This window comes from Phycisphaeraceae bacterium (assembly GCA_019636795.1).
Lineage (GTDB): Bacteria > Planctomycetota > Phycisphaerae > Phycisphaerales > UBA1924 > JAHBWW01.
Genome location: JAHBWW010000004.1, coordinates 415,601 through 430,306 on the forward strand (window position 1 = coordinate 415,601; position 14,706 = coordinate 430,306).

General features: G+C 61.6%; 8 protein-coding genes and 1 tRNA gene. 3 read left to right on the plus strand and 6 right to left on the minus strand.

What is annotated here, in order from left to right; translation table 11 throughout:
- The first annotated feature begins 76 nt into the window (after positions 1-76).
- A complete protein-coding gene (locus KF757_10745; protein ID MBX3323459.1) occupies positions 77-1,780 on the plus strand; it encodes a CRTAC1 family protein in 1,704 nt (567 codons plus the stop codon).
- Positions 1,781-1,800: 20 nt separating this feature from the next.
- On the opposite strand, the gene KF757_10750 is transcribed toward KF757_10745, so the two are convergent.
- A tRNA-Ser gene (locus tag KF757_10750) sits at positions 1,801-1,887 on the minus strand.
- Between the two features lie 88 nt (positions 1,888-1,975).
- On the opposite strand from KF757_10750, the gene KF757_10755 reads away from it, so the two are divergent.
- The gene (locus KF757_10755; protein MBX3323460.1) at positions 1,976-3,091 is read left to right on the plus strand and encodes a tRNA-dihydrouridine synthase family protein; all 1,116 of its coding nucleotides are present in this window, start codon (positions 1,976-1,978) and stop codon (positions 3,089-3,091) included.
- On the opposite strand, the gene KF757_10760 is transcribed toward KF757_10755, so the two are convergent.
- The 5 genes from KF757_10760 to KF757_10780 all read right to left on the minus strand — a co-directional run bounded on the left by KF757_10760 (position 3,044) and on the right by KF757_10780 (position 12,932).
- On the minus strand, positions 3,044-4,594 hold the full coding sequence (locus tag KF757_10760; protein ID MBX3323461.1) for a hypothetical protein: 1,551 nt from the start codon (positions 4,592-4,594) through the stop codon (positions 3,044-3,046). The genes KF757_10755 and KF757_10760 overlap by 48 nt on opposite strands.
- A 26-nt stretch (positions 4,595-4,620) precedes the next feature.
- Positions 4,621-6,111 carry a DUF1501 domain-containing protein gene (locus KF757_10765; GenBank protein ID MBX3323462.1) on the minus strand — a complete coding sequence of 497 codons (1,491 nt, stop codon included), beginning with the start codon at positions 6,109-6,111 and terminating at the stop codon, positions 4,621-4,623.
- A complete protein-coding gene (locus KF757_10770; protein ID MBX3323463.1) occupies positions 6,111-9,746 on the minus strand; it encodes a PSD1 domain-containing protein in 3,636 nt (1,211 codons plus the stop codon). Before KF757_10770 ends, KF757_10765 begins: the two co-directional genes overlap by 1 nt.
- A gap of 171 nt (positions 9,747-9,917) precedes the next feature.
- Entirely contained in the window at positions 9,918-12,116 is a 2,199-nt protein-coding gene (locus tag KF757_10775; protein MBX3323464.1) for a hypothetical protein, read from the minus strand.
- Between the two features lie 489 nt (positions 12,117-12,605).
- Positions 12,606-12,932, minus strand: a complete 327-nt coding sequence (locus KF757_10780) for a hypothetical protein (protein MBX3323465.1) — start codon at positions 12,930-12,932, stop codon at positions 12,606-12,608.
- Positions 12,933-13,073: 141 nt separating this feature from the next.
- Here KF757_10780 and KF757_10785 point away from each other — a divergent pair, with 141 nt between their 5' ends.
- A complete protein-coding gene (locus tag KF757_10785) occupies positions 13,074-14,402 on the plus strand; it encodes a DUF1080 domain-containing protein (protein MBX3323466.1) in 1,329 nt (442 codons plus the stop codon).
- Positions 14,403-14,706 lie beyond the last annotated feature (304 nt).

Consider the following 14,706-nt stretch of genomic DNA (forward strand, 5'->3'; position numbering starts at 1 on the left):
TATATTGAACCAGCCTTGGCCGTTCTGGCCAGAGTCGGGTCTGCGAAGAAAAACTGGATCGAAAGCGAGGGAAGTGATGGCATTTGCGCGTGCTTTGCGTGTGGGGATGATTGCTGCGCTGTATGTATGTTCGTCGGCGGGTGCGCAGTTGAAGTTTACTGAGCGAGCCAGCGATGCAGGGTGCTCGGTCGTGCACCAGACGGCGTTGCAACTTCCGGACATGGAGTTCATGGCTCCGGGGGGCGCGGTGGGCGACTTCAACCGCGATGGACATCTCGATTTGTTTGTCATCGGCGGGGGCGGAGGCATGGATCGCCTGTTCCTGAACAACGGGAATGGGACGTTTACTGATGTCACGCTTTCGGCTGGGGTGGGTCGCACGCACCGGGGCACCGGGGCTGCGGTGGGCGACTACAACAACGATGGGTGGCTTGATATCTACGTCACGTCGATTGGAACCACGCAGATGCAGTCGGCCGGACGGAACATTCTGTGGCGCAACAACGGGAATGGGACCTTCACGGATGTGGCGCAGGCTGCGGGGGTGCGGATGACGCATCAGTCATTGGGCGAAGCGTTCGGGGCGGCGTTTGGCGACTTTGACGGGGATGGCGATCTGGATTTGGCTGTCGCCGGGTGGCAAGGAGGAAACCGGCTGTTCCGCAACAATGGCAACGGGACGTTTACGAATGTCACATCCATTGCGTTGCCGGCCGGCATGAACACAGTCAAGGGGTACGCGCCGCGATTTGTGGATATGAATGGAGACGGGTGGCCGGATCTGCTGTGGGTTGCAGATTTCCTCACGTCGCGATACCTGATCAACAATGGGGACGGGACGTTCACGGACGCTACGGCGAGTTCGGGCACTGGCCTGGACGAGAATGGCATGGGCAATACGTACGGTGATTTTGACAATGACGGGTTGTTCGACTGGTACGTGACGAGCCGAATCAATGAGGACAAGAGTGCGGGATCGGGGAACATGCTGTATCGCCAGGTTTCGCCACATGTTTTTGAGGAGATTTCGGTTGCTGCTGGGGTGAACTTTGGATACTGGGGTTGGGGGACGGAAGCGACGGACTTCGATCATGACGGGCGAGTTGACATTGTGGCTACGAATGGTTGGGAAGCACCGAACCAGGCGGACCCCACGCAGTTGTACATGAACAACGGAGATGGGACGTTTACTGATCGGGCTGTTGAATCGGGGATCCTGCACGCGGGCCAGGGGCGAGGATTGCTGACGGCCGACTTTGACAACAAGGGCTCACGCGACATCGTGATCTTCAACACCCGTCAACCGATGCTGCTGTATCGGAATGATCTGCCGAACCCGGGAGCAACATCGATCACACTGCGTTTTGTCACGAGGCATGTGCTGGGGCTTGCGCCCGACGGTTTCGGGACGAAGGTCGTCATGCAGACGCCAGGGCTGACGCAGATGCGGTATATTGATGGCGGGTCGACGTATCTGGCGCAATCGGAGTTGTCGGCCCACATCGGGCTGGCGGGTGCGACGCACGCGAATCTGACGATCACATACGCCAATGGCATGACGGAAACGCTCAAGAATGTGCCCGCGGGGATTTACACGATCACTGCGAGGGCATGTATTGCGGATTTCCAACCCGATGGAGTGCTGAACTTCTTTGACGTTTCGACGTTTCTGGCTGCGTTCAGCGCGAGGCATCCACAGGCGGACCTCAACGACGATGGGGTTTTTGATTTCTTCGATGTCGCGGGGTATCTGGGGGCGTTCAGTGCGGGGTGCCAGTGACGCCGAAATAGAGGAATGAACGGTGCGGGAGGGATTCGAACCCCCGAGACCCTTACGAGTCTAACGCATTTCAAGTGCGTCGCCTTCAGCCGCTCGGCCACCGCACCCTGTGCTGGGTGTCAACGCCGATCGTAGGCCCGAGGTTGCGAGCCGGTGATGGCTTTGCATCGACTTCGGGATAGGATCCACAGTGCGATGGGGCACGACGAACCGCGAAATTCCATGCTCGCTACACCGCTTCAGATTGGATCACTGCGACTTGAGACGAATCTGCTGCTCGCGCCGATTGCTGGCTGGTGCGATCTGGCGTGGCGGATGACGGTGCGGCGACTCGGAGGCGTTGGACTGGCATGCACTGACTTGCTGAGTCCGGTGGGGCTGCTGTGTGGTTCGGAGGCCACCGCGGATCTGGCTCGCACCAACGACTTCGACAAGCCGATCGGTATGCAGTTGTACGGATCGGATCCTGCACTGCTGGCCGATGGTGCCCGATGGTGCGTTGATCGTGGTGCGACCGTCGTTGACATCAATATGGGCTGCCCTGTCGACAAGGTCTGCAAGAAGGATGGCGGGTCGAAGTTGATGACTATTCCAGGGACGGCTGTCGCGATTGCGGATGCAGTTCGACGGGCGATTCCGGACAGTGTGCCAATGACTGCCAAGATGCGATTGGGCTGGACGGACGCGGATGCGGAGCACAATGTAGCCGGTGCGCTTGCTTGTCAGTTGATTGCGGCTGGTGCTGCTGCGATAACCGTTCACGGTCGAACGACTGAGCAACGGTTCAAGGGGAGCGTGCGTCGCGATGGGATTCGGCGCGTCGTAGAGACAGTTGGGGAGCGGTTCGGCGCGTACGACGGCACGTCTGCGGGCGGTCCGCCTGTGATTGGCAATGGCGATGTGCGCACACCTGATGACGTGATGGAGTTGATTGGTCAGACGGGGTGTGCTGGAGTGATGATTGGACGAGGGGCGTTTGCCAGGCCTTGGATTTTCCGTCAGGCATGGGCCAGGCAGACGACTGGCGATGAAGGGCGTGTCGAAGAGAGTGAGAAACTCGATACGGTGCTGTACTACTTTGATCGACTGCGCGAGTTTCGTGGCGATGCGAATGCGCTGTTCAAACTTGGGCAGAAGATCAGTTGGCTCGGCAAGGATATCAATGGCTCGCATTGCCGCCCGCTGAAGGATGCGATCCGCGAAGCGAGATCGGCTGACGATGTGTACTCCGCCGTACAGGCGTGGCGGGAGTTGAGCGTGCGGTCAGGGGCCGAGAGCCTGAGCGAACCGGTCGGGATCGCGGACGAATGAATCAAGACAGTTGGCGCAGCAGAACGCGATGACACGCTGATTGTGCACCACAGCGTAGCGGCGATCAACTGGCTTGGACGACACAGGGCACATGGCATTAATGGGTGTGAGGGCATCGGTGACCGCACGAGCAATCGCAGCCGATGTGTCATCGGTCGAGGCGGTAGCGTCGAGCGGATCGGACAGCGGCGCGTCGCCGGCGTCAATCCGCAACTGCGGCTGATCCTGGCGCCACTTGGCAATCAAAGGGGCTGAGATACCACTTCCCCAGAGGTAGACGCGAGAAAGGCGCGGGATAGTTTTCAAAATCGAGATTGTCTCATCAGTAACGTTTGGCGACTGCGCGATGAGCAGCGTTTCGAGCGATGCGTGCTCAGTCAGATTCGCAAGGCCAATGTTCGAAATACTCGTTGATGAGAAATCGAGTCGCACAAGGTTGGGAAACTGCGCAAGCAGAGGCATGATCGCGTCGGTCGCCTTGGTGCGAGCGAGAGAAAGATCGGCGACATGCTCTCGCAGAGGGATGAGCAATGCTTCAAGGCGTTCATCACTGATTGCGGGCATTGCAGTCGAGGCATCAATGACAAGAAAATTCGTGTTGGCCGCGACAGGCTCGACATGAACGAAGTGCTCGCGCAATGCGTGGATCGCGGCGGCAGAAGGCGGTCCTGGATCGGTGCTGAGTGCGTCGGGCGTCGTGGTGTGTTCGGCAAGCGCCATCGCACTGGCCAGCGAGCGAGTCGCAACGAATGAAGCACCATCGGCAATCCACGCTTCGATCGCGGCTACTTCTGTCGGGGCTGGTTGAGGCTTGGATCGGGGCGGCATGCGGTCATCGTGATCGAGCGGCAGGAGCATGCGTTTGAGTATTTCACTCTGGCCTGGATCCGAAGCGACGAAAACCGGCCCCGATTCACCGCCGAGGGTGATTGCTTCGGGTGTGTGAAGCCGCAGGCCGCCCTTGTCACGATCGGAGCCATGACAGCCGACGCACCGAGCAGTGAGTATGGGCGCAATGACGTGCGTATACACACTCTGGCCCGGCTCAAGATCAACCGGAACAACCACCGGCTCTGTGGGGCGTGTCGCAAAGGGCTCTGTGAGGAATCTTGGGCCATGAGTCATAGTGGAACCGATGTGACCAGCGGGCATGAGGAGCACGAGCGCGAATGCGAGCAGCACGCCATAGGTGCGCGGCCTGGCAAAGTGATTGGCCAATGCAGCGGCAAGTGCTGCCACACCAACCGCAATCGCAAGATACTTGTGCAGTTGCAGCGTTGACCGCGCATACCCGCCCTCTTCTGCAAGGATGAGACCAGATGCGATCGACGCTGCAGCAGAGAGTGCAACGAGCCAGATCAGTGCGGCCCGGACGAACGGCGTCAGCGGTTTTTTGGCCAGACGTGAGATCAACTCGAGTGCAGCAAGCCCGATGAGCAAGCCGATTGGCGCGTGAAGCAGGAGCGGGTGGAGTCGACCGGCGAACTGAATGAGTGCTTCCATGGTGGATAGATGAGTGTGGTGCGTGCTTATGTGATGATGTCGCGATTCACCTTGCCGAAGACGTCTGTGAGTCTGAAGTCGCGTCCCTGGCTTCGAAACTTCAGCCGAGCGTGATCGATGCCGAGCAGGTGCAGCATGGTGGCGTGAAGATCGTGGACTTCCATGGGGTTTTCAACGATGTTGTATGAGTAATCGTCGGTTCGGCCATAGGTGATGCCGGGCTTGATACCGCCACCCGCGAGCCAGAGGCTGAAGCAACGTGGGTGATGGTCGCGGCCATAGTTGTCGGCTGTGAGCGTACCTTGCGAGTAGACGGTGCGGCCGAACTCGCCAGACCAGAGGATGAGCGTCTCATCGAGGAGCCCGCGACGACGAAGATCCTTGATGAGCGCGGCCTGAGGCTGATCGACCGCCTTGCATTGGGCCCGCAACTCGTTGGGCAGATTGTTGTGCTGATCCCAGCCACGCATGTAGAGCTGGATGAATCGGACTCCGCGCTCGGCGAGCCTTCGTGCAAGGAGGCAGTTGGCGGCGAAGGAGCCGGCGCGAGAAACATCGGGGCCATAGAGCGCAAGAGTTTCGGCATCTTCGTTGGAAAAATCAGTGAGATCGGGAACGGACATCTGCATGCGATAAGCCATTTCGTACTGAGCGATGCGTGTTCGGATCTCGGGGTCAAGCGTGCGCTCGTTCTCCAGGGCGTTGAGTTCCCCGACCAGATCGAGCATGCGGCGGCGATCGTTGCGCGAGACGCCATGCGGATCCTTGAGGAACAGCACGGGGTCTTCAGCCGCGCGAAGTTTGCACCCCTGATGCTCGCTGGGCAGAAAACCCGAGCCCCAGAAGCGCGCGGAGAGCGCCTGCATGTTTCCCACGCCCTGGGTGATGAGCACGACAAAAGTTGGTAGATTGGCATTCGCACTGCCCAAGCCATAACTGACCCATGACCCGAACGATGCACGCCCGGGCTGCTGGCTGCCGGTTTGAAAAAATGTGATGCCTGGTTCGTGGTTGATGGCTTCGGTGTGCATCGAGTAGACGACACACAGTTCGTGCGCGACGGATGCGGTGTGTGGGAGGAGCTCGGACATCCAGAGCCCGCTGTCGTTATTGCGATACTTGTCAAACTTGAACATGGATGGTGCGACGGGGAATCGTGCCTGACCGCTGGTCATTCCGGTGAGACGTTGTCCCATTCGAATGGAGTCGGGCAGTTCTTCGTTGAAGCGTTCGTGCAGTGCCGGTTTGTAGTCGAAGAGGTCGATCTGGCTTGGAGCGCCTTCCATGTGCATATAGATGACGCGCTTGGCTTTGGGTGCGAAGTGAGCTCCGATGCCGGGGAAGAGGTCGCTGATGGCGGGATCGCCGGGATTGATGACGCGCTTGGTGGCTTCGGCTCCGAGCATTGAGCCGAGTGCCGTGCCTCCCAAGCCGGCCGCCAGCCCGCGAGCGGCAAGGCTGAAGAAACGTCGCCGAGTGAGGTCAAGATAGTGTTCTTCGAGAGGATGCACCGGCATTACTCCTGCGTCGTGGATTCATAGAGGTTGAACACGCTGCTGGCGATCATGGTCCACGCTGCAAGTTCGGCAGCGTCGGCATCCGCGGGTCGCGAAGACTGCCCGGCCGCAATGACACCGGCAGCGTCGTCGGGTGCCTGGCGATATCGGGCACGATATTCCTCCAAGGCATCATGCAGGAGGGTCAGTTCGCGTGGTTCTGGCGCACGCCCGATGCACCGACGGAACAGGTGTGTGAGACGAGCGTCATCGTGATCGACCTCGGCGAGCGTGCGTTGCGCCAGCACGCGATACGCCTCCTGAAACTGTTCGTCGTTCCACAGGACGAGCGCTTGAAGCGGCGTGCTGGTGGGGATGCGGCGTGTGACGCACGACTCGCGTGTCGGAGCATCGAACGTGAGCATTGATGGCGGCGGCACGGCACGCTTCCAATAGGTATAGATGCTGCGCCGCCAGAGATCATCTCCGGTGCCTTGCTGATAGATGCGCGTATTTGATTGTGGCATTGCCACTTCCTGCCATAGTCCAGGAGGCTGATACGGCTTGACCGATGGTCCTCCGAGCTTCTCGACCAGCAGGCCCGAAGCGTACAGAGCGTGATCGCGAATCTGCTCGGCAGCAAGGCGGCGCCGCGGGAAAAACGCAAGCAGCCTGTTGTCTGGGTCGAGTTCCTTCAGACTCGGGCGCACCCTGGAACTCTGGCGATAGGTCGCGCTCGTGACGATCAGGCGAATCATGTGCTGAAGATCCCAGCCGCTCTCGCGAAACTCGACCGCGAGATAGTCGAGCAATTCGGGATGGCTTGGCCAGGCGCCTTGAAGCCCGAAGTCGTCACTCGTTTCGACAATACCTGTGCCGAAGAACTGCTCCCACAGTCGGTTCATGGTGACGCGAGCCAGGAGCGGGTTGTCGTCCGAAACGATCCACTCGGCAAGTCCCAGCCGGTTGGCAGGTGCGTCAGCGGGCATTGCGCCAAGCGATGCGGGCACTCGGCGACCTACGGGGCGAGAGTGATCGGGCTTGTCATACAGCCCGGCACTAAGTACAAATGTCGGGCGAGGCTCGGGCAGTTCCTTCATCACCATGGTGCGAGGGACGACGGCGTTGATAGAGATGCTTTCGCGGTCAAGCGCCGCTGTACGTTCTGCGGCCTCAAGATATCGCGGCAGAAATGCGCTGCTCCAGGCACGATCCAGACGGGATTCAAGCTCAGCCGAGAGGCGATCGTGCGGAATGAGTGCCCAGACAAGATCGCCTCGCAAGGTGGCGGTCTCGGCCTGCTTGTAATAGAACCCGCCAATGCCTCCGGTGTTGACTATCTTGAGAACGACTGCGTTCTCGCCTGATGTCAGTGGGATTGTGGCTGAATCCTGATCGGGCGCGACGCCGCGATCGACTTGTCGCTGTGCGACCTGGGTCGCGTTCGCATAAAGCCGAAATCCATCGTCACTGCCAAGCGAGACTTCGACGGACCTCGGCGTCGGTGCGAAAGCCTGCCTGCCGAGATATGTGATGTTGCGGCCGTCATAGAGAGGAAGTGCAATGCCGTCGCGCAGTCGTTCATCGAAGCGCCACGCAAGACCTTGTTCGCCGAATGTGGCGGCAAGGTCGAGGCGAGTTTGATGTTCGGGTCCGATTTCCGGCTCCCAGACACGGTTCTGCTCATCGCCCGCGAACGGGCCGACGACATGCCATCGACCCCACGCGTTTGGGAGCATGTCCGCACCGACGTCGCTGATCGTGCCGACGCTGATGCGAAAACGGGCGAGCGTGTGCTGTGCGTATATAGACTGCTGTCGGATGATGAGGTGGAGATCGGTGACACCTTCGACCCCGAAATCTTCGTCGGCGAGCAGCAGCGCGTAACGCGGTCCCCGCCGTTCGTGCGCGCGCAACGCCCAGCCCTCGGCGTTGTTCGGGCTGAGCAGGTTTGTCACCGCGAAGTTGCCGTTCTCCTGCGCATAGTCGGCGTAAGCCCACGAGAATGTGATGTCATTCTTCGATTCAGGCTTGTCCGGTGTAGACCATGATGCGAGCAGGCCGGTGACGACCACGTTGCCATTGTGTGCCCGCCCGATGCGGCCATCGGGTGCGGTCGGTTCTTCGAGGGCTTCGAGCAGAATGAGCCTCTGCCCTGACCCGCTGGTGCGGATTGTGACGTGGTAGTCGTCCCGCTCAGGCAAAGTGCCCGAGGCGCGAATCGAGCCGTCATCGAGGATATCCATCGTCGCGCCGCCATTCGAAGTAACGCTCACGACATGCGCTGGCGACCAGCGCACACCGGCAGACTCCTGGATCTGGCCAGCGAAGCGTTCGCGCTGCTCTTGCTCTTCGGGCGTTCTTGTCTCGAGCGTCGCCTTCAAACCCTCGATTTCACGCGTAATCGCATCAAGCCTTGCCTGCTGATCCGAAGTTGGCACAAGGATGAACGGCTCGTAAGCGCGGTTGGCGTCGGGCGTCTGCGAATACAGCCCGGGCTCGTCGTTGGAGTTGAAGAACGCGAAGAACGAGTAGAAATCCTCCATGCTGATCGGATCGAACTTGTGGTCGTGGCAGCGTGCACAACCCAGTGTCAGCCCAAGCAGCACCGAGCCCGCGGTCGAAACGCGATCCACTGCGTATTCGACAAGATACTCTTCGTCGATGGCGCCGCCTTCATCGGTGATGACGTGATTGCGATTGAATCCGCTGGCCACAACCTGCCATGTCGAAGCGCCCGGGATCAGATCGCCTGCGAGTTGTTCAATCACGAACTGATCGAATGGCATGTTATCGCGATAGGCGTGAAGGACCCAATCACGCCACAGCCACATCTGCCGTCCCGCGTCCATGTGGATGCCGGTCGTATCTGCATAGCGTGCCTGATCGAGCCACGGCGCGGTCATGCGTTCGGCGTATCGCGTGCGGTACGGCTCCCGGGTCAGAAGCCGATCGACCCAACGCTCGTATGCGTCAGGCCTGTGGTCGCTGAGAAACTCGTCGATCTCGTCGGGCGTTGGTGCAAGACCTGTGAGATCAAAGAACAACCGCCTCAACTGGCTCACGCGATCGGCTTCGGGCGAGGGGGTGATCCCGGCCTGCTCCAGCGTCTGAAGAATGAATGCGTCGATCGGCGTGGTTCCCCAGTCCTGCGCACGCTCAGGCACGGGCGGGCGTACCGGAGGCTCGAAGGCCCAGTGCGCTTCATAGCGAGCGCCTTGATCGATCCATCGCCGCACCAGATCCTGTTCAGCCGCGGTCAGTGCGTTTTTATGACTCTCGGGTGGAGGCATGCGGACCATCGGATCGCTCGATGCGATGCGACGGAACAGTTCACTGCTTGCCGCGTCGCCCGGCACAATCGCGGGCGGGCCGTCCTTGCGTGCCGCGATCGCATGGTCGCGCACATCGAGGCGCAGATCCGCAGCCAGCGTCCCCGCATCAGGCCCGTGACACTGAAAACATCGGTCCGAGAGAATCGGCCGAATGTCCCGACCGTAGCGCACCGGTTCAAGCACCCGCTTGGCAGTTGGAACTGCATCAACTGCATCAACGGGCGCCGGCTGCCGGGCGGCAAGGCTGACAACCAACGCGCTCGCTCCAATGAGCACAACGCCGGACCACACCCACGATAGACCCAGTGAATATGTTCGCATGACACCCAATGCCCTCGCACACTGACTTTTCGCCAGCACGATGTCCAGTATACAGACAATCGCAGCAAGCGGGGCTCAACATCTCAATGCACTGGGCTCGAAATCACACGAAGGGAACTGTTTGGGGTGGCATGCACGAAGCGCGGTCCATCCCGAGCCCCGCATGCAGGTTCAATCCTCATCCAGACCGACCTTGAGCACCGCGGTAGCGATCATGCGCGGATCAGGACGAAGGCTGAGTGAACGCCCAATGGCCGACTCCGTACGCTCAACGGGCCCTGCATGCACGGTGCGGCCGTTCAGAATGACGGTGACTACCTCATCCAGATCCAGCAACGCATCGCTGAGCAGCAGTTCGACGCGCGACACAGCATCACTTTCGATCGTGATCGTCTGGCCTTCGACTGTGGCGCGAATCACACGCCCCCGAACAGCCTCTTCATCCGGCACCGCGAGCCAGTAGAACCTCTCGTGCGTGGTATTGCCCTGTCGCCAGACGATCGAGCGGGGCCATGGATCACGAACTTTCTGCGCCATCCACGGAATCGCCTCGGCATCCTTGCGGTTCATCCAGTGTCCCAGATCAGGATAGATGCGTGCCATGTGTTCGTAGCCATCGGGGTCGGCTGCACGCAGTTGAGCGAGCTGGTCGGCCCATTGCTGCGCCACCGTGTTGCGGTTGTAGGCGGCGTCATCGGCCCCCATGAACAGACCAAACGGGAGATTGCGCAGACCCAGGGGCGATGAATCGTTCGGATGCCCCGCCATCATCGAGGCGGCAGCGAATCGATCCGCCAGACGCGGTGCGAGTTGATAGACACCATCGCCTCCGGCCGAGTACCCGATCAGATACACACGATCAGGATCGACACCCCAGGCAATGATCGCCGATTCGATGAGCCGATCCAGGAGGCAGTCGATCTCGGGGCGATGCCAGAGGTTCCAGGTGTCGGTCGGGGCGCGCGGGGCGATGCAGATGCCCTCAGGGAGCGTGTAAAGATTGACCTGATTGCTCCATTGCTGATCGTTCACGCTGGGCGGCGCGCCCCCACCGCCGTGCATCGAGATCCAGAGGCTCGCTCCGCTCGCCGGCGCCGAGCCGAAGTCGCGGCGCATGAGTCGCATGTCATAATCGCCACAGCGAAGCGACAGGGCTTCGAGTTCGGCCTGGCGCTGGGCGCGCACGGATGCGGCGTGCTGGGCCCACACGCTCGCGGCTGTCGCCACCGCTGCCTCTTTCGACAGACCGAGTTCATTCCAGTACAGTTCGATGACGCGACCGGGCGCGTGCGATTCGCTCAGCACTGCCGTGCGCCTCTGGCCGTCATGAACCAGCGCGATGCGCAATGGCCGCTGGCCGGTGTCGGCCAGTTCGGCGACGCGGTTGATGTCGTCGGGGTCGGCGAAGGTGCGCGATCGAATCGCCTCTTCGGCTTCGAGCGCCGTCACTTCGGCCGCGAGCCGCTTCCCGCCGCGCGATTCCCACAGACGGATCGTGAGCACGCTCCTGTCAGTGCCCGCTGCGGCCTTCGCGCGGGTGTAACGCGACGACACATCGACCCCCGGCACACTGCGATCGCTCATGTTCCATGCCAGCGGGAAGCGGTCGCCCGTGCGCCGCCACGACGAGGCCCAGATCGCGTGCAGTTCGTGGCCTTCGATCGCGTGCGAGGCCGGGCCCGCGAACCAGCCGCGGTCAAGACCGCTTGGGTCATACTCAGCCGCCCCCGCGAACCGCCACTGCTCGCCGTCATGAATCTCGACCCAGGTGTGGTTGCCGTTGCGATCGGTCCACGAGGCGATGCCCGCGACGCGCGCGGGGATGCCCACGCTGCGGCAGGCATCGACGAGCAGAATCGACAGCCCGGTACACGACGCAAGACCGAGTTCCATCGATTCGAGCGGGCTCTGGTTGGCTTTGCGGCGGCCGGTGCTGTACGTGACGTTGACGCTCTTGAACAGTTCCCGGTTCAGAGCCTGGGCCGCTTCGGTTGCGGTCTTGGCGTCGACGACCATCGCGCTGGCCAGTTCGTGCAATCGCGGCCTCCAGCGCTCGCGGGTCTCATCGAGCACCGCGTAGGGCAGGACGTCGTTGAAAAAAAGTTCTTCGCGGACTTCGGCGGCCCACGGATAGGTGGTGCGGGCATGCAGCGCCAGGCCGATGTTCTCGATCACCAGGTCCGGGTCGATCTGGGCGTCGCGCTGCGGGCGATGGGCCATAAGAAACGCGGCCGCGCGCCCGCCGGCCTCGCCGAACTGCTCGCTGGCCCGCTCCTGAATCGTCGTCCAGACCGGCTCATCGCCGGCTGCAGGTCCGGCAAGGAGGACAAGAGCGGCTGCCACCAGTCCGATGAGTCGAGTGTGCATCATGGCAGAGTCTATCGGTGTGAGCGATCGCGTGGCCAACGCGGTTATTGGGCCTGTCAGGCCTCTTTTTGTCGGTCTGAGGCGGTGGAGCCGCGCGACACGGTTGCACACGCGGCCAATGACACGACAAAAGCGTTCGTTGACACGATAAAAGCGCGCGTTGACACGACAATTCCGCGCGTTGACACGACAATTTCGCGCGTTGACACGATACAAACGCTCGATGACACGACAATTTCGCGCGTTGACACGATAATTTCGCGCGTTGACACGACAATAACGCGCGTTGGCGCAACAAAAGCGCGCGTTGGCGCGACACAATCGCGCGTTGGCGCGACACAAGCACGGGCTTCACTCGCGTGGCGTCGATGAATTGTTATCTCAGCACGCGTTTCGGGAGGCGTGCCGGTGCCCGCCGCAGCGCCATCGGTGCCTCGGGGCGGCTTCGGGCCCGCTCCTGCTCCGTGGTCGGCTCCGTGCGCAGCGGGCGGCTCAGCGGCGCGAGCGAGTCGACTTGCGGTGCTCATAGCGGTGCACGCGGTCGAAGCGCTCGCGGCCAGCGGCACTCGGCGCGCCAGCGTCGGGCACGAAGCGGACGGTGCCGGCCTTGAGGTCCAGATCCGTCACCCTGTAGCCCGCCTCCATCCACGCCACCGCCTGCGTGTGGGCGTTGGTGCCGTTGGACCACCACTGCCGATGGTGACGGGCGGCGTAGGGAAGCGTGATGCCGGTGGCCCGTTCGAGATCGTCAAAGGATATGGCGAGCTCCTCGCCCGCACACGTCACAAGAAAGTCGCGCAGCGCGTGATACTTGCTCATCGTGGCCGAGTATACCGTCGCAGAATCGGGCCCGGCGCCGCGGTGGACAACCACGAGCGGCTATGCTGTCGGCGAGTCAGCACGCCGCGGTCGCGCCGCCACCAGGTTTTTGCCAGCTACGGTAGAGAAGGAGGACCACCCATGCTCACCCGAATCCTGTGTCTCATCTGCCTGTTCGCCGCTCTGCCGCGCACTGTCCCCTCCGCCGCCGCCCGCAGCAGCGAGCCGCAGCGCTGGGTCAGCCTCTTTGACGGCCGCACGCTCGACGGATGGAGGGTCGTCGGCTCCGAGCAGACCAAATGGGACGTCGTCGACGGCGCGATCGTCGGCTCGGGCCAGCCGTCGATGCTCGTCTCGACCACCGGGCCGTACAGGAACTTTCGCTACCGCGTCGAGATGAAGATCAATGACGGCGGCAACTCGGGGCTGTACTTTCGCACGACGCCCGAGCCCGGCTTCCTTGACGGCTATGAGGCCCAGGTGGCCAGCACGCACACCGACCCGATCCGCACCGGCTCGCTCTACGGGATGTGTCATGTGTATGCCAGGCTCGTCGAGCCCGATGCGTGGTTTGTCTATGAGATCGGCGTGCGCGATGATGTCTGGCGCGGCCGCGCTATGACCCGCATCAGGGTCTCGATCAACGGGCAGGAACTGTATGAGTATCTTGACTTCGCCAGACAGTTCGGCCCCGGGCACTTCGCGTTCCAGCAGCACGACCCGAAGAGCATCGTCAGCATCCGCTCGATCCAGGTGCTGCGCCTGCCCGACGAGGACGGCCCGATCCCGCAGCCGGTGCCCGAGCCCGAGGCCATCGAAACCGAAGCCGCGCTCGATGTGCTGACCATTCAAGGCTCAGCCACGATCACCTTCGACACCACCGAGGTTCCCGAGCTGCGCGCATGGGTGCAGGAGACGCTCATGCCGGTGGTGAGCGAGTGGTACCCGAAGATCACGGCCCAGTTGGCCAGCGACGGCTTTTCGCCTCCCGACGACTTCCGCATCATCTTCCGCGCGCAGATGGACGGCGTGGCGCACACCAGCGGCCAGGATATCTATTGTGCCGGCGAGTGGTACAAGGCGAACCTCAGGACCGAAGCGGTCGGCAGCGTGGTGCATGAACTCGTGCATGTGGCCCAGCAGTATCGCGGCATGCCGCGCGGGCAGCGCCCGCCGGGATGGCTGGTGGAAGGAATCGCCGATCAGATCCGCTGGTATCAGTTCGAACCGGTCGAGAAGCGGCGCCGGCTCAACTGGGAACGGGCCAACTACGACCAGCCCTACTTCCCCGCAGCGACCTTTCTGGATTACATCGTTCGCAACATCGACAGGGACGCGATCACCACAATCAACGCCGACTGCCGCGCAGGCCGCTACAGCGACGGATACTGGCTGGAGAAGTACGGCATGACGGCAGAAGAAATCTGGGCCGCAGCCAAGGCCGAAGCCACAGCCAAAGGCAACCCATAAAAGCGCGATCGCACCGCCGCAAGCAGCGCATGGGCCGCCGCAGCGAAAGAAAAGCGGGCGAACGGACTCGAACCGTCAACATTCAGCTTGGAAGGCGGACACCATACCCCGCAAGCGACTGACGCTGCAAGCACTTACGACGATCGTACATTTGCCCCCCACCATTCTGCCACCCCATCGGCAAACGAGGCTGAGAATCGTCCACACATCGACCGGGAACTTGCCAGTTTGATCACCGCTTGGCCCGACTTGCCGGAAGCGATACGGGTTGGGATCGCGGCGATGGTGGCGAGTGTGGTCAAAG